At 51.6% G+C, this 18,251-nt stretch carries 22 protein-coding genes; 17 read left to right on the forward strand and 5 right to left on the reverse strand.

The window, feature by feature from the left end; translation table 11 throughout:
* Window positions 1–97: 97 nt before the first annotated feature.
* From cysT to rfaE2, 5 genes are all read left to right on the forward strand, one after another.
* The gene (gene cysT / locus H8K29_RS11550) at window positions 98–958 is read left to right on the forward strand and encodes a sulfate ABC transporter permease subunit CysT (protein ID WP_186897716.1); all 861 of its coding nucleotides are present in this window, start codon (window positions 98–100) and stop codon (window positions 956–958) included.
* Window positions 958–1,863 (forward strand): sulfate ABC transporter permease subunit CysW, encoded by a 906-nt coding sequence (gene cysW, locus H8K29_RS11555; RefSeq protein WP_186897717.1) that lies wholly within the window; start codon window positions 958–960, stop codon window positions 1,861–1,863. Before cysT ends, cysW begins: the two co-directional genes overlap by 1 nt.
* A 15-nt stretch (window positions 1,864–1,878) precedes the next feature.
* The gene (locus tag H8K29_RS11560; RefSeq protein ID WP_186884453.1) at window positions 1,879–2,943 is read left to right on the forward strand and encodes a sulfate/molybdate ABC transporter ATP-binding protein; all 1,065 of its coding nucleotides are present in this window, start codon (window positions 1,879–1,881) and stop codon (window positions 2,941–2,943) included.
* Window positions 2,944–2,956: 13 nt separating this feature from the next.
* Window positions 2,957–3,889, forward strand: coding sequence for a CysB family HTH-type transcriptional regulator (locus tag H8K29_RS11565; RefSeq protein WP_186884454.1), 933 nt, complete (start codon window positions 2,957–2,959; stop codon window positions 3,887–3,889).
* A 151-nt stretch (window positions 3,890–4,040) separates the two neighbouring features.
* A complete protein-coding gene (rfaE2, locus tag H8K29_RS11570) occupies window positions 4,041–4,520 on the forward strand; it encodes a D-glycero-beta-D-manno-heptose 1-phosphate adenylyltransferase (RefSeq protein WP_186897718.1) in 480 nt (159 codons plus the stop codon).
* 47 nt (window positions 4,521–4,567) lie between these two features.
* Here the strand turns inward: rfaE2 and trmL are convergent, their stop codons facing one another.
* Both trmL and H8K29_RS11580 read right to left on the reverse strand, forming a co-directional pair.
* Complete coding sequence (trmL, locus tag H8K29_RS11575) at window positions 4,568–5,038, reverse strand: tRNA (uridine(34)/cytosine(34)/5-carboxymethylaminomethyluridine(34)-2'-O)-methyltransferase TrmL (protein ID WP_186884456.1); 471 nt, start codon at window positions 5,036–5,038, stop codon at window positions 4,568–4,570.
* A gap of 9 nt (window positions 5,039–5,047) precedes the next feature.
* Window positions 5,048–5,623 carry a ComF family protein gene (locus tag H8K29_RS11580; protein ID WP_255423362.1) on the reverse strand — a complete coding sequence of 192 codons (576 nt, stop codon included), beginning with the start codon at window positions 5,621–5,623 and terminating at the stop codon, window positions 5,048–5,050.
* Between the two features lie 260 nt (window positions 5,624–5,883).
* Between H8K29_RS11580 and H8K29_RS11585 the strand changes: the two genes are divergently transcribed.
* The 7 genes from H8K29_RS11585 (at window position 5,884) to H8K29_RS11610 (ending at window position 11,704) form a co-directional block, all read left to right on the forward strand.
* Window positions 5,884–6,798: a methyltransferase domain-containing protein gene (locus H8K29_RS11585; RefSeq protein WP_186897720.1), complete on the forward strand. Its 915-nt coding sequence runs from the start codon at window positions 5,884–5,886 to the stop codon at window positions 6,796–6,798.
* A gap of 232 nt (window positions 6,799–7,030) precedes the next feature.
* A complete protein-coding gene (gene coxB / locus H8K29_RS11590; protein WP_186897721.1) occupies window positions 7,031–8,203 on the forward strand; it encodes a cytochrome c oxidase subunit II in 1,173 nt (390 codons plus the stop codon).
* A gap of 32 nt (window positions 8,204–8,235) precedes the next feature.
* Entirely contained in the window at window positions 8,236–9,831 is a 1,596-nt protein-coding gene (gene ctaD / locus H8K29_RS11595) for a cytochrome c oxidase subunit I (protein ID WP_186884459.1), read from the forward strand.
* A 49-nt stretch (window positions 9,832–9,880) separates the two neighbouring features.
* Entirely contained in the window at window positions 9,881–9,988 is a 108-nt protein-coding gene (locus H8K29_RS17760) for a cytochrome oxidase small assembly protein (protein WP_222610806.1), read from the forward strand.
* 13 nt (window positions 9,989–10,001) lie between these two features.
* Entirely contained in the window at window positions 10,002–10,592 is a 591-nt protein-coding gene (locus H8K29_RS11600; RefSeq protein ID WP_186897722.1) for a cytochrome c oxidase assembly protein, read from the forward strand.
* Window positions 10,589–10,804 (forward strand): DUF2970 domain-containing protein, encoded by a 216-nt coding sequence (locus tag H8K29_RS11605; protein ID WP_186884461.1) that lies wholly within the window; start codon window positions 10,589–10,591, stop codon window positions 10,802–10,804. The genes H8K29_RS11600 and H8K29_RS11605 overlap by 4 nt, the downstream gene beginning before the upstream one ends.
* Window positions 10,805–10,843: 39 nt before the next feature.
* Window positions 10,844–11,704: a cytochrome c oxidase subunit 3 gene (locus H8K29_RS11610; protein ID WP_186884462.1), complete on the forward strand. Its 861-nt coding sequence runs from the start codon at window positions 10,844–10,846 to the stop codon at window positions 11,702–11,704.
* Window positions 11,705–11,793: 89 nt separating this feature from the next.
* On the opposite strand, the gene H8K29_RS11615 is transcribed toward H8K29_RS11610, so the two are convergent.
* The gene (locus tag H8K29_RS11615) at window positions 11,794–11,994 is read right to left on the reverse strand and encodes a twin transmembrane helix small protein (RefSeq protein WP_186897723.1); all 201 of its coding nucleotides are present in this window, start codon (window positions 11,992–11,994) and stop codon (window positions 11,794–11,796) included.
* A gap of 59 nt (window positions 11,995–12,053) precedes the next feature.
* On the opposite strand from H8K29_RS11615, the gene H8K29_RS11620 reads away from it, so the two are divergent.
* From H8K29_RS11620 to H8K29_RS11640, 5 genes are read left to right on the forward strand one after another with little or no spacing between them, the layout of a single operon-like run.
* The gene (locus H8K29_RS11620) at window positions 12,054–12,782 is read left to right on the forward strand and encodes an SURF1 family protein (RefSeq protein ID WP_186897724.1); all 729 of its coding nucleotides are present in this window, start codon (window positions 12,054–12,056) and stop codon (window positions 12,780–12,782) included.
* 46 nt (window positions 12,783–12,828) lie between these two features.
* Window positions 12,829–13,377, forward strand: a complete 549-nt coding sequence (locus tag H8K29_RS11625; protein ID WP_255423363.1) for a cytochrome C oxidase subunit I — start codon at window positions 12,829–12,831, stop codon at window positions 13,375–13,377.
* A gap of 3 nt (window positions 13,378–13,380) precedes the next feature.
* Window positions 13,381–14,454: a heme A synthase gene (locus tag H8K29_RS11630; protein ID WP_186897726.1), complete on the forward strand. Its 1,074-nt coding sequence runs from the start codon at window positions 13,381–13,383 to the stop codon at window positions 14,452–14,454.
* Window positions 14,455–14,459: 5 nt separating this feature from the next.
* Entirely contained in the window at window positions 14,460–15,344 is an 885-nt protein-coding gene (gene cyoE / locus H8K29_RS11635) for a heme o synthase (RefSeq protein WP_186897727.1), read from the forward strand.
* The gene (locus H8K29_RS11640) at window positions 15,341–15,922 is read left to right on the forward strand and encodes an SCO family protein (RefSeq protein ID WP_186897728.1); all 582 of its coding nucleotides are present in this window, start codon (window positions 15,341–15,343) and stop codon (window positions 15,920–15,922) included. Before cyoE ends, H8K29_RS11640 begins: the two co-directional genes overlap by 4 nt.
* 199 nt (window positions 15,923–16,121) lie before the next feature.
* On the opposite strand, the gene rpoH is transcribed toward H8K29_RS11640, so the two are convergent.
* Window positions 16,122–17,012, reverse strand: a complete 891-nt coding sequence (gene rpoH / locus H8K29_RS11645) for an RNA polymerase sigma factor RpoH (RefSeq protein WP_186884469.1) — start codon at window positions 17,010–17,012, stop codon at window positions 16,122–16,124.
* Between the two features lie 289 nt (window positions 17,013–17,301).
* Entirely contained in the window at window positions 17,302–18,216 is a 915-nt protein-coding gene (locus H8K29_RS11650) for an ABC transporter permease (protein WP_186884470.1), read from the reverse strand.
* Window positions 18,217–18,251 lie beyond the last annotated feature (35 nt).

An 18,251-nucleotide genomic window follows, 5' to 3' on the forward strand; every position in this document is an offset into this window, starting at 1 on the left:
TTTATCATCTAAAGACATAACAAAAAATTCGTTTTTCTTATATCAAAATCCTGCCAATATTTGCCATCTTTAGTTGAATCAGTAATAAAGGCTGACTATGGCATCTGCTGCAATTGCAACAGGCGGTCAACCGACCAGTAAACGCGTGCTTCCCGGCTTTCATCTTTCGCTGGGATTTACCTTGTTTTACCTGGCGTTGATTGTCTTAATCCCGCTTTCTGCGGTTTTTCTGAAAACCTTTACCATGACCTGGCAGGCGTTCTGGGAAACCGTGACATCTGATCGTGTCATGGCATCGTATCGCCTGACTTTCGGTGCGTCTTTTCTGGCCGCGCTGATCAATGTGCTGTTTGGCGGCATCGTTGCCTGGGTATTGGTGCGCTATAAATTTCCCGGCAAGCGCCTGATTGATGCACTGGTCGATCTGCCATTTGCCTTGCCGACAGCAGTCGCCGGTATCACGCTGGCGACCTTGTATGCGCCGAATGGCTGGATAGGCAAATTGTTGACGCCGCTCGGCATCAAAGTCGCGTTCACGCCTTTAGGAATACTGATTGCCCTGACATTCATAGGCTTACCTTTTGTGGTGCGCACGGTGCAACCGATACTCGAAGAAGCCGAAAAAGAACTCGAAGAAGCCGCGCTGAGTCTGGGTGCCAGCCATTGGCAAGTATTCGCACGGGTGATTTTCCCGACGATATTGCCTGCGATGCTGACGGGCTTTGCGCTCGCGTTTGCGCGGGCGACCGGCGAATACGGCTCGGTGATTTTTATCGCTGGCAATATGCCAATGATTTCAGAAATTACACCGCTGTTCATGATTACCAAATTAGAACAATACGATTACGCCGGTGCCACCGCCATCGCCGTTGTGATGTTGTTGCTGTCGTTTGTATTGCTGTTGTCGATTAATGCTTTGCAGGCATGGACACGCAGCCGGCAAGGAGGAAAAGAATAATGAGCACCGCCACTATTTCATCAGCCTTACCGGTAGCAAACCAACGTCGTGCTGAACCCGCGATCACTCCGGCAGCGACGCTGGAACCTTTGTGGATACGCGTCACGCTGACACTGATCGCATTCGCGTTTCTGACTCTGTTTTTATTTGTGCCGCTGGCGGCGGTGTTTGCCGAAGCCTTGAAAAAAGGCTGGCAGGTGTATCTGGAAGCCATCGTCGAACCGGATGCTTTGTCGGCGATTAAATTAACGCTGATTGCGGCGGGCATTGCGGTGCCGCTGAACCTGATTTTCGGTGTTGCCGCCGCCTGGACGATTGCGAAATTTGAGTTCCGCGGCAAGAGCGTTTTACTGACGCTGATCGATTTACCATTTTCCGTGTCGCCGGTGATTTCGGGTCTGGTGTATGTGTTGCTGTTCGGTGCGCAGGGCTGGTTTGGCGAATGGTTGCGCGATCACGATATCAAGATTCTGTTCGCAGTTCCCGGCATCGTACTGGCGACGATTTTTGTGACTTTTCCGTTTGTCGCGCGTGAGCTGATTCCGTTGATGCAGGAACAAGGCAGTGAGGAAGAAGAAGCCGCGCTGGTGCTGGGCGCATCAGGCTGGCAAACCTTCTGGCATGTGACTTTGCCGAACATCAAATGGGGTTTGCTGTATGGCGTGATCCTGTGTAATGCGCGGGCGATGGGCGAATTCGGCGCGGTATCAGTGGTGTCCGGCCACATTCGCGGCGAGACCAACACCATGCCTTTGCAAGTCGAAATTTTATATAACGAATACAACTTCGTGGCGGCGTTTGCGGTGGCCTCATTGCTGACCTTGCTGGCCTTGCTGACGCTGGCATTAAAAACGATCGTTGAATGGCGCACCAATGAGAGTCGCGCCCCCATTTCTGAAGAATAAGCTGGAGCGAAAATCATGAGTATCGCCGTTCATCAATTAAATAAACGTTTCGGTCAATTTACCGCGCTGAATAATGTCTCGCTGGATTTTCCCGATGGCGAACTGACGGCCTTGTTAGGGCCATCCGGCTGTGGCAAAACAACTTTGTTGCGCATCATCGCCGGTCTGGAATTTGCCGACAGCGGCCAGGTCTTGCTCGATGGTCAGGACGCGTCGCAACAGCATGTGCGTGATCGTCAGGTCGGTTTTGTGTTTCAGCACTATGCCTTGTTCAAACACATGACGATTTTTGAAAACATCGCATTTGGTTTGCGGGTAAAGCCAAAAAACGTGCGTCCGTCGGAAGCGCAGATCAAAGAAAAAGTCACGAAGCTGCTGGAGCTGGTGCAGCTGGACTGGCTGGCCGACCGTTATCCGCCGCAATTGTCCGGCGGTCAGCGGCAGCGTATCGCGCTGGCACGTGCACTTGCCGTAGAGCCGCGCGTGCTGTTGCTGGATGAGCCTTTCGGTGCGCTCGATGCGAAGGTGCGTAAAGAGCTGCGCCGCTGGTTGCGTCGTCTGCATGATGAATTACATGTGACCAGTATTTTCGTCACGCATGATCAGGAAGAAGCGCTGGAAGTCGCCGACAAGATCGTGTTGATGAATCAGGGTCAGGTCGAACAGGTCGGTGCGCCTGCCGAGGTGTATCAGCATCCGGCAACACCGTTTGTGTATGGATTTCTGGGTAACGTCAATCTGTTCCGTGGTCGTGTACATGAAGGCATACTCGATGCAGGTGGCGTGCCGTTTGAAGCACCGGGCCATGCAGACACCAAAGATGCCTTCGGCACGGCGTATGTACGTCCGCATGAATTCGAGATCGACCGCTACGCGCCGGGTGCCGAGGGGCTGGTTGTGCAATTGCGGCGCGTGCACAGCATAGGCCCGCTGGCGCAACTGGAAATGGAGCGTGATGATAACGGCGATCTGGTCGAAGCGATGATATCGAGCGAGCGTTATCTGCAATTACAACTGAAAGTCGGTGAGTCTCTGGTGGTCAAACCCAAGCGCTTACACGTCTTTGTCGATAACAACTGACCGGAGATATACCATGAACTTTCAACAATTACGCTCGATCAGAGAAGCATCCCGACGTGGTTTTAATCTGACCGAAGTCGCCAATGTTTTATTCACTTCGCAGCCAGGTGTCAGCCGCCAGATTCGCGAGCTGGAAGAGGAACTGGGCGTGGATATTTTTGAGCGCAATGGCAAACGTCTGACCGGCCTGACCGAGCCTGGAAAAGGCATCCTGCCGATCATAGAACGTTTGCTGCTGGAAGCTGAAAATCTGCATCAGGCCGGCAGTGAATATTCGGATCAGACCAAAGGCACGCTGGCGATTGCGACTACGCATACACAGGCGCGTTATGTGTTGCCGAAAGTGGTGCAGCAATTCCGTCAGGCGTTTCCGGAAGTACGCATCGCCTTGCAACAAAGCTCACCCGAACACATCGCCGAATGGGTGATGTCAGGCAAAGCTGATATCGGCATAGCGACTGAGGGCTTATCGCAATTCAAGGATCTGGTGTCGTTCCCATGCTACGAATGGAATCACGTGATCGTCGTGCCGGAAGGCCATCCTTTGTTGCGTAAAGAAACGCTGACGCTGGAAGATCTGGCAAATTATCCGTTGATCACGTATGACGTTGGCTTTACCGGTCGTGGCCATATCGACGCCGCATTTGTCGATGCCGGTTTGCGCACCGACATCGTGCTGACCGCGATGGATTCTGACGTGATTCAACAATATGTCGCGCTTGGATTGGGCGTTGGCATCGTGGCGTCGATGGCGATAGAAACGAATCGTACCAATGGCTTACGCACCATCGCTGCCGATCATTTGTTCACGCCGAATGTGACCCGGCTGGCGGTGCGGCGCGGTGCGTATTTACGCACCTACACTTATGATTTTATCCGCCAGTTTGCGCCAGCGCTGAGTAAGGAAGACATCCGTAAGGCAATTGCGGACGCTGACAATAACTGATTTGCCGCAAACGCCGCTTGCGCCGCCCGCTTCATAATCGACATCAGAACCGGCATTCGTGTCTATCTGCGTGATGATAGAAATACGCCGTGTACAATGGCCGCTTTTCCTGGCGGCTATTTTTTCGTCGCTATTTTTTGAATGAATCCGTATGCCTGCATTTGAACAAAAAATCTGTACCCGCGCTGCATTGGCCGAACGGGTTGCTGCATTACCCAAACCTGTGGTGATGACGAATGGCGTCTTTGATATTTTGCATCGTGGTCATGTGACCTATCTCGCACAGGCCAGAGAACACGGCGCGTCGCTGGTGGTGGCACTGAATACGGATGCTTCGGTCAGACGTTTGGGTAAGGGGGATGACCGCCCGGTGAATACCTGTGCTGATCGCATGGCCGTGGTTGCGGCATTAGAGGCAGTCAGTCTGGTGGTGGATTTCGATGAAGATACCGCGTTGGAAGCGGTACTCAGCGCGCATCCGGATATCTATGTCAAAGGCGGTGATTACGACATGAGCGCGATTCCTGAAGGGCAGGCGGTGCTGGCGTATGGCGGTCAGGTGGCAGCGATTGACTTTGAACATGATCGTTCCACCAGCAAGTTGCTGGCGAAAGTCCGGGCGCAGAACTGATATCGGCGTCCGGTATTTTTGCAATGCCGGACACATTTTTTCTAAGGTCAGGCGCCACCGGCAAAGCCGTTCTGGCGCCAGGCTTCGTAAATGACGACAGCCACGGTATTCGACAGATTCAGGCTGCGATTGTCTGGTCGCATCGGCAAGCGTATGCGCTGACTGAGAGGAAAAGATTCACGCAATTCGGTCGCAAGTCCGCGCGTTTCTGCACCGAAGACGAAATAATCGCCGGGGTGAAAGGCGACGCTGGAAAATGCCGTAGAACCATGCGTGGTCATTGCAAACATTCTTTGTGCGTCCGGTTGTTCACTCGCCAGAAACGCTTCCCAGTTTTTATGCACTTTCATCGTCGCATAGTCGTGATAATCAAGACCAGCGCGTTTCATCTTACTGTCATCGAGAGGAAAACCCAGCGGTTCTATCAGGTGCAGCTGGGCTCCGGTGTTTGCGCATAAGCGGATGATGTTGCCGGTATTCGGCGGAATTTCAGGTTCTACGAGGACGACGTGAAACAAGGCGTTTCCTTAATAAGTGTGATGTGGAGTGCGGGCAAAAACATAGTTGCTGACTTTGCGTGCGCCAAAACGTTTCAGCATTGTAGCGATTTCGTGCAGGGTCATGCCAGTGGTTATGACGTCATCGACGATACCTATATGCCTGCCTTTGATGGTCTGCAGCAGTTGATCATCGGGCACGAAGGCATTTTTTACATTGCGCATCCGTGCATCGGGCGCCAGACTGCTTTGTTTGGCGGTTTCTCTGGTTTTGTGCAATGCCTGTGGCTGCAAGGGGATGCCCAGATGTTGCGCCAGTGGTCTGGCTATTTCCAGTGCCTGATTGAATCCACGTTCAGTCAGCCGATTTTGGCTTAATGGCACGACGCAGAGAAAGTCGGGCAAATCCTGGTGGCTCTGACGCAGTATGGCATCGCGCAACATTGCGGCAAACACCGGGGCGAGTGCCAGATGATGGCCGAATTTTAATGACAGCACCAGACGGTCTTGCGGCGCTTCGTAATCGCAGGCAACGATCGTGCTGTCGAAGGCTGGTGGATTTTGCAGGCAGTCGCCACAACGCGGCGTATTGGCACCCGGCGGCATACTCAAACCGCACTGTTCACAACGACAGATGTCGCGCGGAAAATAGGTGTCCAGACACTGTCCGCAAATGACATCCGGATTCTGGGCATGACATAAGGCACAACTGCACGGCAGCAGTTGTGTCAACGAAGCTTGCCAGCTTTTATGCAATATTTGCCGTAAGTGCATCATCTGTTTGTGCCGTCATGCAGCGGCCGTAATCACAAGCGTGTAAACTCCCGCATTATCTCACTCAAACAGACGCCAAGATCGTTTTCCTTATGCTCAGTGCACCTATCGACACAAGGCTGGTTCGTCAGCTTTTTTCCCATCCGGCAAAAGTCGCCGGTTCTGATTTTTTACGTCGGGAGATTGCCGGGCGTATGCGGGAAAAGCTGGAACTCGTGCGGATCACCCCCGCGCAGATACTCGATGCCGGTTGTGGAACCGGTGCCGATGTCGCTGAGTTTCAACGCATGTATGCGGGAGCGCAAGTGCTGGCACTGGATGCGGCACCCGCGATGCTGGCAGAAATTCAGGAGCAAGAACAGGCAGCGATGAGTGCGGTTGGTCGTTTGTTTGCAAAATGGACACCGGTCGCCTTGCGTGGCGAGCAGGGCGCCAATCTGATTTGTGGTGACTTTGCCAAATTGCCTTTGCCATCGCAGTCACTCGATCTGATCTGGTCGAATCTGGCGTTGCACTGGCATCCGCAACCCGATCTGGTGTTCGCAGAATGGCGTAGAGCCTTGCGCACCGATGGCTTGCTGATGTTTTCATGCTTCGGACCGGATACTTTGAAAGAATTACGCCAGGCTTATTCAGACGTTGATGAATTTCCGCATACCTTGCCGTTTGTGGATATGCATGATTTCGGCGACATGTTGGTGAATGCCGGTTTTTCCACACCTGTGATGGATATGGAAAAAATCACGCTGACGTATCAGGACACAGAAAAATTGCTGGCCGACGTGCGTGCGCTTGGCGGCAATCCACTGCTGAGCCGTCGCCCGGGTCTGAGCGGAAAACACGCTCATCAGGCAATGCTGAAGGCGTTGGAGCAGCAACGCGCTGCCGATGGCCGTATTGCCTTGAGTTTTGAGGTGGTTTACGGGCATGCTTTCAAGCCAGTCAATAAGAAAACGGCTGCAGGCGAATCCATCGTCCGCTTCGATTTGCCAAAAAAACGACCTTGATTTTGTTTGATCTGGATTAAAGAAGCATCTTAAAGTGATAAGCAAGCGCTATTATTCGTTGTTTCATTTGCGCCAGATCATTGATTTCTTGTTTGTATTCTGCTTGATATCCTTTTAAGTTACACCTTATACTCACGACGTTGTAGAAGTTGCCAGCACGCACTTTGTAACAATATTCCGCGTCCTGGTACGACAAATTCATAAGAATTCTAAACGGGGTTTTGGGGATATCATGAAACATGGAAAGCGATTAAAGTCGTTCATGCTGGGTGCCTCGCTCCTGGCGGCAGGACTGCCCGCGTGGGCAGTGGTCGACAGCCAGGGTGGTCCGGCAGTGCGCCAGTTAAATTTACAAACACCTGTCACACAAATAGCGGAACAAATTTACTCGATACATAACCTGATGCTGGTTATCTGTCTGATTATTTTCGTTGCCGTCTTCGGAGTCATGTTCTACTCCATCCTGAAACACAGGAAATCTCTCGGCCATAAGGCAGCCTCTTTTCACGAAAGTACGACAGTCGAAATTGCATGGACTGTGGTGCCCTTTCTGATCGTGATCGGCATGGCGCTGCCAGCGACCAAAACAGTCGTGGCAATGAAAGATACCTCGAACGCTGACATCACGATTAAAGCCACCGGTATGCAGTGGAAATGGGGTTATGACTACCTCAAAGGCGAAGGCGAAGGCATTTCTTTCTTATCGACCTTGTCCACACCCCGCACGCAGGTTGGCTCTCCCGGCGTTGCGCCGACCGAAGCCCGTGGTGATAATTATCTGCTTGAAGTTGATAATCAGGTCGTCGTCCCCGTGAATAAAAAAGTACGCATTATCACCACTGCCAACGACGTGATTCACTCCTGGACGATTCCGGCTTTCGGTGTGAAGCAGGATGCGATTCCCGGCTTCGTCCGTGATACCTGGTTCAAAGCAGAAAAAATTGGCGTCTATCGCGGTCAGTGTGTGGAGCTGTGCGGTAAAGAACATGCGTTTATGCCTATTGTTGTGAATGTGGTTTCTGACGACGACTATAAAAAATGGGTCGATACCAAGAAAAAAGAAATGGCCGCCAAAGCGGATGACCCGAATAAAGTCTGGACGGTCGATGAGTTGAAACAGCGTGGTGAGAAAGTCTATGCCGCCAACTGTGTTGCCTGCCATCAGGCGAGTGGCAAAGGTGTTCCGGGTGCATTCCCTGCATTAGAGGGGTCGCTGATTGTCAACGGTGCCAAAGCGGGTCAGGTTGGTATTTTGTTGAACGGCAAAAATGCGATGCCATCGTGGAAATCCACTTTGTCCGACACGGAAATCGCCGCCGTCATCACCTATACCCGTAACAGCTGGTCTAATAAAGCCGCTGAAAATATAGTCCAACCAGCTGAAGTTCTGGCTGCGCGTAAGTAAACGTACTAAACGTACCGGAAACAGGAGACAAGATGAGCACCACAACTGTTGATCACGCTCACGATCATTCGCACGACCACGCGCACGACCATCCTCATGGTTTCCGCCGCTGGTTGTTTGCCACCAATCATAAAGATATCGGTAGTCTGTATTTATGGTTTGCATTCACGATGCTGTTATCAGGCGGCGTTCTCGCCCTGATTATCCGTGCTGAGTTATTTCAGCCCGGGCTGCAACTGGTGCAACCGGAATTCTTTAACCAATTGACGACCATGCATGGTCTGATCATGGTGTTCGGTGCGATCATGCCGGCCTTCGTTGGTTTTGCCAACTGGATGATTCCGCTGCAAATCGGCGCATCCGATATGGCATTTGCGCGAATGAATAACTTCTCATTCTGGCTGATGCCACCCGCCGCGATTCTGCTGGTGTCGTCATTCTGGGTGCCGGGTGGTGCAACTGCAGCAGGCTGGACGTTGTATGCACCGCTGTCGACGCAAATGGGACCTGGTATGGACATGGCGATTTTCGCAGTTCACATCATGGGTGCATCGTCCATCATGGGCTCGATCAACATCATCACTACGATTCTGAACATGCGAGCTCCAGGCATGACGCTGATGAAAATGCCGATGTTCTGCTGGACCTGGTTAATTACTGCTTACCTGCTGATCGCGGTGATGCCGGTTCTGGCTGGTGCGATCACCATGACGCTGACTGACCGTCATTTCGGCACGTCCTTCTTCAACGCGGCCGGTGGCGGTGATCCTGTGATGTATCAACACATTTTCTGGTTCTTCGGACATCCAGAGGTGTACATCATGATTCTGCCAGCGTTCGGTATCATTTCCCAGATCGTGCCTGCGTTTGCGCGCAAGCCTTTGTTCGGCTATGCATCGATGGTGTATGCAACTGCATCCATCGCGATTCTGTCGTTCATCGTCTGGGCGCATCACATGTTTACAACCGGTATGCCAGTGACGGCGCAGTTGTTCTTCATGTATGCCACCATGCTGATCTCGGTTCCTACCGGTGTGAAAGTATTTAACTGGGTGGCCACGATGTGGAAGGGCTCGATGACATTTGAAACACCGATGCTGTTCGCCGTTGGTTTCATTTTCGTCTTTACCATCGGCGGTTTCACCGGTCTGATACTGGCGGTAACGCCGATTGATATTCAGTTGCAGGATACTTACTACGTGGTCGCGCATTTCCATTATGTGCTGGTCGCCGGTTCGCTGTTTGCCTTGTTCGCGGGTTACTACTACTGGAGCCCGAAATGGACAGGCTTCATGTACAACGAAACCCGCGGTCAGATTCATTTCTGGCTGTCGCTGATCACCTTTAACATCACTTTCTTCCCTATGCATTTCCTGGGGCTGGCCGGGATGCCACGTCGTTATGCTGATTATCCGGCGCAATTTACTGACTGGAATACGGTCGCTTCGGTCGGTGCGTTTGGTTTCGGTCTGATGCAGGTGTATTTCATACTGGCGGTCGTGATTCCTTCGATCAGAGGTGGAAAAGCTGCACCAGCAAAACCATGGGAAGGCGCAGAAGGGCTGGAGTGGACAGTACCAAGTCCAGCACCGTTCCACACCTTCGAAGAGCCTCCTGTCGTTAAATAATGAATAAAGGCAGAGGTGCCGGATAATTTTCCGCTACCTCTGAATAAAAATGAAAAACGACAACAAACCTAACAACTTACGCACTGCATTAATCCTGCTTTCTGTCGCACTGATATTTTTTATCGGCGTGTTTGTCAAACAGGGCTTATTGCGGTGAAGCGGAATACCTGATGTCCGGATCAGACGAAAACTCGAAGACTGAAGCTCATCAGCTGAATGCCAGAATGTTTGGCAAGCTGCTGTTGATCGCGGTCATGATGTTTGGTTTTGGCTATGCGTTGGTACCGATTTACAAACAGATTTGTGAGTTGACTGGTGTGAATATCCTGACGCCAAAAGATATTTCGTTAAAGGAAGTCAGCAATTCTCAAATCGACAAAACGCGTGAAATTACTGTTGAGTTTGATGCGAACACGCAAGGGCCATGGCGTTTCCGCCCTACGGTTTCCAGCATCAAGGTTCATCCCGGTGAAATGGCGCAAGTTGTTTATGAGGTAGTGAACAAACAGTCTTACAAGATGGATGCGCAGGCGATACCGAGCTACGCACCGCAGCAGGCAAGTAATTACTTCAAAAAGATGGAGTGTTTTTGTTTTCAACAGCAGACGCTGAATGCGAACGAGGCACGGCAAATGCCAGTGGTGTTTTACATTGACCCTGCGTTGCCAAAAGACGTGAAAACCATCACCTTGTCATATACGTTTTTTGAAGTTGGTGGTAAGAGCAAGGTAGCAAGTTCTGGCACACAAGGAAAAACATGAGTGATCTGAAGCAGGCGACGCAACGTAAGGTATCGTTTCTGGCGACGATGAAAGCGGTGTTCTGGTCATTTCTGGGGATCCGTAAGAAAAATGATTACGAGCAGGACGCCGCGCATCTGAATCCGGTGCACGTGATCATTGCGGGCATCATCGGCGCCCTGATCTTCATTTTTGTGCTGGTGCTGGTCGTCAAGTCTGTCGTCGCAAAATAATAATTCGAGTAGTACATTCAAATGTATCGGGAGATGGAAATGAGTACTTCAAACGCGAAAGCCCCTTATTACTTCGTGCCTGGACCGTCAAAGTGGCCGGTGCTGGCGGGAGCCTCCTTGTTGCTGACCATGATAGGCGCCTCTGCCTGGGTGAATGCAGTGAGCTGGGGCTCTTATGTCAACTTTGCAGGTATTTTTCTGACACTGGTGGTGTTGTATAACTGGTTTGGCGATGCGATTGCCGAATCGGAAAGCGGCAAATACAGCGCCCGGATTGATGTCTCTTACCGCTGGAGCATGAGCTGGTTCATTTTTTCCGAAGTCATGTTCTTTGCTGCTTTTTTCGGCGCATTGTTTTATGCCCGCAGTATTTCCATGCCATGGCTGGCCGATCTGGATCACAAAGTATTATGGCCGGATTTTTCAGCGCAGTGGGGTAATGCTGGCCCCGCCGGCACGGTTGAAGCGTTTAAAACGATGGGACCATTTCCTATCCCGACGATTAATACCGCGTTGCTGCTGACATCCGGCGTCACACTGACAATCTCGCATCATGCCTTGCGTGCCGGCCACCGTGGCACCACGGCTTTCTGGCTGGCAGCAACCGTCTTGCTGGGCGCTGTTTTCATGGGCTTTCAGGTCTATGAATACATGCATGCTTACAGCGAACTGAACCTGAAACTGACCTCCGGCATTTACGGTTCGACTTTCTTTATGCTGACCGGCTTCCACGGTTTCCATGTGACGATGGGAGCGATCATGTTGTCGGTGGTGCTGTACCGTGTTCTGAAGGGGCATTTCACACCAGAACAGCATTTCGCTTTTGAAGGCGCAGCGTGGTACTGGCACTTTGTTGACGTGGTCTGGCTGGGCTTGTATGTCGTTGTCTACTGGCTGTGATCCGCATAACAGACTGAGCTGATTCATTTTCAAATAAAAAAGCCGCACATGTGTTGCGGCTTTTTATTATCGCTAAAGATGTTGGTGACTTATCTGATGCCGGTAGGCTGAATCAGCCCGAAATGATTGGCCAGTAATATCAGGATAAACAAGCTGATGGAAAAGCTGACACGGAAAGCGAGTGCTTTGACAGTACGGTTACTGCGCCCTTTGTCCTTCATCAGATAAACTAATGCCGATCCCATGCTGAAGATGATGAGAAAAAAAGCAATGGCGACGAGAATTTTCATACTGACTCTTTGACTAAGCGTTATGCTGGGTTGACCGATTTCTTATTGTAATGCTTTTCATGCCTATTTCTTTCCGTTTCAGACTATTACCTTTCCTCGCGACCATTGCTGTCGTTGTCGTGGGGCTGAATTTGGGCATGTGGCAAAGCCGGCGGGCTGCGGAAAAAGAAGCGATTGCCGCAAAGATGGCGGAACGCATGCACAGCCCTGCTACGCAATGGCGCAGCGACACACCGGAAGATCAATTACAGCCTTTCAGTAAGGTGATGTTGCGTGGCCAGTTTCTCGATACCTGGCCTATGTATCTGGATAATCGCCCCATGCAAGGCCGGGCGGGACTGTATGTATTGATGCCATTTAAGCTTGAGGGTAGTCGCCGCCATATTTTGGTTGCACGTGGTTGGCAAGCCCGAAACCCGCAGGACAGAACCGTGTTGCCGCGCTTGTTCACACCTTCAGGTACGACAGAAATTCAAGGCATTGTCAAAGAGCATCTTGATCGTGTCATGCAACTGGGACAGCCTGAGCCGTATAAGCCCGGTGCGATTTTACAAAATCTGGAGATCACCAGCCTCGCGGCTGAAACCGGGTTACAGTTTTACCCTTTGATCGTCGAGCAGACGTCGTCAACTGAAGACCATCTGCAACGCGATTGGCCAGCGCCTTCGCTGGGGATCGATAAACACAAAGGATATGCATTTCAGTGGTATGCCTTGTCATTAATGGCAGGGATTTTTTTTGTAGTGACAGGAATACGTCGTGGAAAAAACGCAGAATCAAAAAATTAAAGGACGCTGGAAATTATTTATCGTGCTGGCCGTTTGTGCCGCACCGATGATAGCGTCTTATCTCGCTTACTACGTGATTAAGCCGGAAGGCCGAACCAATTACGGCACGATACTCGATCCGCGCCTGTACCCCATGCCAGAGTTACATGCGCGCTTGCTGGGTGCGAGCGATGCCAACGATACAAACAATGCGGATAAACAGAATGGCTTGATGGCGTATCGCGGTAAATGGATCATGCTGACGATCAGCAGCGGTTCCTGCGATTCCGCATGTCAGAAAAAGCTGTATGACTTGCGCCAACTGAGGCTTGCGCAGGGCAAGGAAATGGACAGAATCGAACGGGTCTGGGCTGTCGTTGATGAACAAGCTGTTGATACCTTGTTACTGCGTGAATACGATGGCATGCATGTGCTGAAAGCTGATGCAGACGCGCTCAGAAAATGGTTGCCGACAGAAGATGGAAGCCAGATCAGCGAGCACATTTATATGATCGACCCATTGGGTAACCTGATGATGCGTTTCCCGAAAAATGCCGATCCGAATAAGATCAAAAAAGATATCAGCAAGCTGTTGCGTGCATCTGCGATAGGGTGATGCATGTTTTTACAACTCGCTCTGATAGCTTTGTGTGTCGCCGTTTTGCCCTTGTCTGTCGTACTTTGGTCGCGGGACACCGACAAACACCGCAAGCTGATTGCGGTTACCGTGGCACTCACGTTTGAACTGATCATGTTCGGTGCTTTCACCCGTTTGACCGATTCCGGCCTCGGCTGCCCTGACTGGCCCGGTTGCTACGGTCAGGCGAATCCTTTGCAATCACACGCCGATATCCGTGCGGCAGAGGCGGCGATGCCGCATGGCCCGGTGACACTGCAAAAAGCCTGGATAGAAATGATTCACCGTTATCTGGCGATGAGTGTCGGCGTACTGATCATCGCTCAGGTTGTTCTCGCGTGGCGACGACGCCATGCCACAGGCATCTCGCCGTGGCTGGCCAGCTTTTTGTTGGCATTTGTTTGTCTTCAGGGCGCATTCGGTGCTTGGACCGTCACACTCAAACTGCAACCCGTGATCGTGACTACGCATCTGCTACTGGGGATGGGCTTGCTGGCGCTACTATCGGCATCGCTCGAGCAGCATAGTCAGGCGCATGTCATTCAGACGGCGCAGGTATCCGGCTTGCGCTGGCCTGCGACTATTGCCTTAGTCTTACTCTTCATACAAATTGCATTGGGTGGCTGGGTTAGTACCAACTATGCAGCATTGGCTTGCCAAGATTATCCATTGTGTAACGGTGCGGTGGTACCGACAATGGATTTTGAACACGGATTCAGTTTGTGGCGGCAACTGGGGCAGACCGTGAGCGGCGATTATTTACCATTTACGGCCTTGGTTGCCATTCATTGGGTACACCGCAATTTCGCCCTGCTGGTCGCGGTTGTGGTTGCCGTGGTTGCGTGGCGCGCCATGCACTTACCCGGATTCGAACGTCTGGGTCGCCAACTCATGCTGGCGATTGCAGCGCAATTCCTGATCGGGGTTTCGACTGTCTTTTTTTCCTGGCCCTTATTGCTGGCGGTATTGCATAACGGTGGGGCGGCTACCTTAGTGTTATTGCTGACCATGTTAAACTACCGGGTCAGGCAGACGAAACTGATTGCCACACACTGATTGATATGACGACAATAAGCCTGACCTCCAACCGTTTTGCTCAATACTGGGCGCTGACCAAACCGCGCGTGACGCAACTGGCGGTGTTTTGTGCCGTCATCGGCATGTTTCTGGCCACGCCCGATTTACCCGACTGGCGTGTCGTGGTCGCCGCAACCATAGGCATCTGGCTGTTGGCGGGTGCCGCTTTTGCGGTGAATTGCCTGGTCGAGCGCGAGATCGATTCGCGTATGGCGCGTACCGCAAGGCGCGCCACAGCCGCCGGTGAAATCAGTGCATCCCAGACCTTATTGTTTTCAGGCGTGATCGGTGGCGCTGGTATGTGGGTGCTCTACACGCTGGTGAATCCGCTGACGATGTGGCTCACCTTTACCACCTTTGTCGGTTATGCCGTGGTGTACACCATTATTCTGAAGCCAGCGACGCCGCAGAATATTGTGATTGGCGGTTTGTCTGGCGCGATGCCTCCGGCACTCGGCTGGGCCGCGGTAGCAAACGATGTTCCTATGCAAGCGTGGTTGCTGGTGATGATTATTTTTGTCTGGACGCCGCCGCATTTCTGGGCGCTGGCGATGTACCGGCGCGATGACTACGCGCGCTCAGGTCTGCCTATGCTGCCGATTACGCATGGCCCCGAATTTACCCGTTTTCATATCTGGCTATATACCATCGCCTTGTTTGCCACAACGATGCTGCCGTATGCCGTGCAGATGAGCGGCCTGATTTATCTTGTCAGTGCTGTCATTCTCGGGGCGATTTTCCTCTGGTACGCATGGCGGATTTATCGCAATTACAATGATATTCTCGCCCGTAAAACATTCGCTTATTCGATCATTTATCTGTCGCTGCTGTTTGCGGCGCTGCTGGTTGATCATTACATACGACTATGAACTTACTCAAAAAATTATTCGCCTGCATTCTGATCGCAGGGCTGGCGGCTTGCGGCAAACCCGGAGAAAAATTCAATAATACCGACCTCACCGGGCTCGATTATGCGCAGGATTTTGCCCTCACCGATCACAATGGCAAAGCCCGTACGCTGAAGGATTTTCGTGGCAAGCTGGTGGTCATGTTCTTTGGTTACACCCAATGTCCTGATGTCTGCCCGACCACGATGGTGGAAATGGCGAATGTGATGCAGAAAATGGGGCCACAGGCAGATAAGGTGCAGGTCTTGTTCGTCACGATAGACCCAGAACGCGATACGCAGACGTTGATGGCGGCGTATGTGCCGAACTTTGACCCGCGCTTCCTCGGTTTGTATGGCGATGCCGCCGCGACGGCAAAAGTGGCAAAAGACTTCAAAGTGTATTACCAGAAAGTGGACGGAAAAACGCCGACCAGTTACACCATGGATCACACGGCGGGCAGCTATGTCTTTGACACCGAAGGCCGCATCCGTTTATTCCTGCGCCATGGACAAGGTGCGGAACCTATCGTTCACGATTTAAAGCTGTTACTGAAGTAATTTTGCTGAACAGGCTGGCGCGGGCATATAAAACGGCCTGCTGAGCCTTAAATATACTGGGGGGAGTATATTTAAACCCCCATTGTTTTCAAGGAGATCAGGTGCAAAATCACAGATACTCCCCCTTTTTATCGATTTTCAGGGAATAAACAATAAAAAAAGGCACTCCGCAGAGTGCCTTTTTTCATGTGCGGTGTGATCAGGAAAAGCTGACCAGCGCACCTTTCATTTTTTTCAGCGCCGCACTTTCAATCTGACGAATGCGTTCGGCTGAAACACCGTATTCATCTGCCAGTTCGTGCAGCGTCGCACCAGAGCCATCGTCATTTTTCAACCAGCGCGATTCGATAATGTGACGTGAACGCGCATCCAGTTTTGATAACGCCGATTCCAGCCCTTCGCTTTGCAAACGATCGTATTGGCGTGATTCCAGTACCTGCGTAGGCTCTTCTGATTCTGTTTTCAGATAAGCGATCGGTGCGAATTTATCGTCATCATCATCAGTCGGTGCATCCAGCGCGATATCGCGACCAGACAGACGCATTTCCATTTCGATCACTTCTTCGCGTTTCACATCGAGGGTCTTCGCCAGCGCATCAATTTGCTTAGGCGACATGGTTTCCAGACCTTCTTTGTGGCTGCGCAGATTGAAAAACAGTTTGCGTTGCGCTTTGGTCGTCGCAACTTTGACTAAACGCCAGTTTTTCAAAATGTACTCATGCATTTCGGCTTTAATCCAGTGCATCGCGTATGACACCAGACGTACGCCCTGATCAGGGTCAAAGCGTTTAACCGCCTTCATCAGGCCGATATTGCCTTCCTGGATCAGATCGGCGTGTGGCAAGCCATAGCCGAGGTAACCACGGGCAATGGATACAACCAGACGCAGATGCGACATCACCATCTGTTGCGCAGCGGACAGGTCATTATTGTCACGCAGGCGGGTCGCCAGATCGATTTCTTCTTCATGCGTCAGCATAGGCAGGCGATTGACCGCAGAAATATAAGCGTCAATATTGCCCAGCGTACCTGTAAAGCCGAGCGCCAGCGCTGTGCTGTCTGATGCTGGAATAAGTTGTCTTGAAGTCATTGTGTTGTTCCTCTCAATTACTGCAGTCCGAGCAAAAAAATAACTCTGAACAAACGTACTATTTCCTAATATTAGCACTCTCTTGAGAAGAGTGCTAATTCTCGTGAAAATGATGATTTCATCAAGATGAGGTCAGAGGTAAAAGCGGGTATTCCAGACCCTCGCCGAGTATTGTTGCCAGTGGTCGCCACTGGTAACCCAGCAGAAATTTCTGGAATCAGCTTTCTTACTCTGCTTTAACCAGGCGGTTAGAGCAGCGATTTTTGGGAAAGTTGCAAATCATTATGTATCAGTTTGTTCGCGCCAGTTGACGGCGGACGGACAGATAAGCGCCAGCCAACCCCAGTAACATGCTGACACCCAGCAACATCAGGCTGGGTAATATGCCCAGCGGTACCAGCCGGAATTCGGAGGCATACAGTTTGGCAAATTCCGCAATGGCCTGATTCAGTGGCTGCAGAGAGGCAGCAATGGCGGCCAGCGCCAGGCTTCCCGCCAGCAGCCCCAGCAGCGCGCCAGTGTAATAGTAGGGGCGATGAATGAAGCTGTTGGTCGCACCTAATAAACGGGTAACGGAAATCTCAGCCTGATGCGAAATGACTTGCAGACGGGTCGCATTAAACACGACCACAATTACGACTACGCCCAGTGTCGTTGCCAGAAACAGCAAACCTATCTGCAATATCTGCACAAGAGCCGCCAGTCGCTTGACCCAGGCTGAGTCAACCTGAACCACTTCAACATCGGGCAAGGCCTGCAGTTGTTCGACCAGTTTATCGAGTTTTGCTGCATCATTATTCGATAGCGAAAGCACGTAAGCATCCGGCAGGGGATTGCCGCCCAGTGTTGATAGCACTTCTGCCAGACTCGATGCATCCTGCATCGCCGCCAGTGCTTTTTCTTTCGGCGTAAAGCTCAGTTTGCCGCTGATGTTGCTGTCTTTCAGCAGGCGCTTGATAGGTACTGACAATGCAGTTGCATTTTCACGCGCGGTGTCGGTCGTCAGAAAAATACTGATTTCCGGTTCTATCGATAACTGTGAAGAGATAGGGCGGATATTTTCAATCAGCGTGAGTCCGGCAATCGGCAGCGCCAGCGCGATGGCGACCACCAGCACATTGAAGATGAAATTTCCGGTGCCGGCGCGCAAGTGGGTGAATGCGCTTTTCAGTGCAAACAGATGTTCACGAAACCAGATGGTCATAGGGATTTCCTTGAAGGCGTAATAGCAGACGGAAG

This window comes from Undibacterium sp. CY21W (assembly GCF_014284265.1).
Taxonomy (GTDB): domain Bacteria; phylum Pseudomonadota; class Gammaproteobacteria; order Burkholderiales; family Burkholderiaceae_D; genus Undibacterium; species Undibacterium aquatile.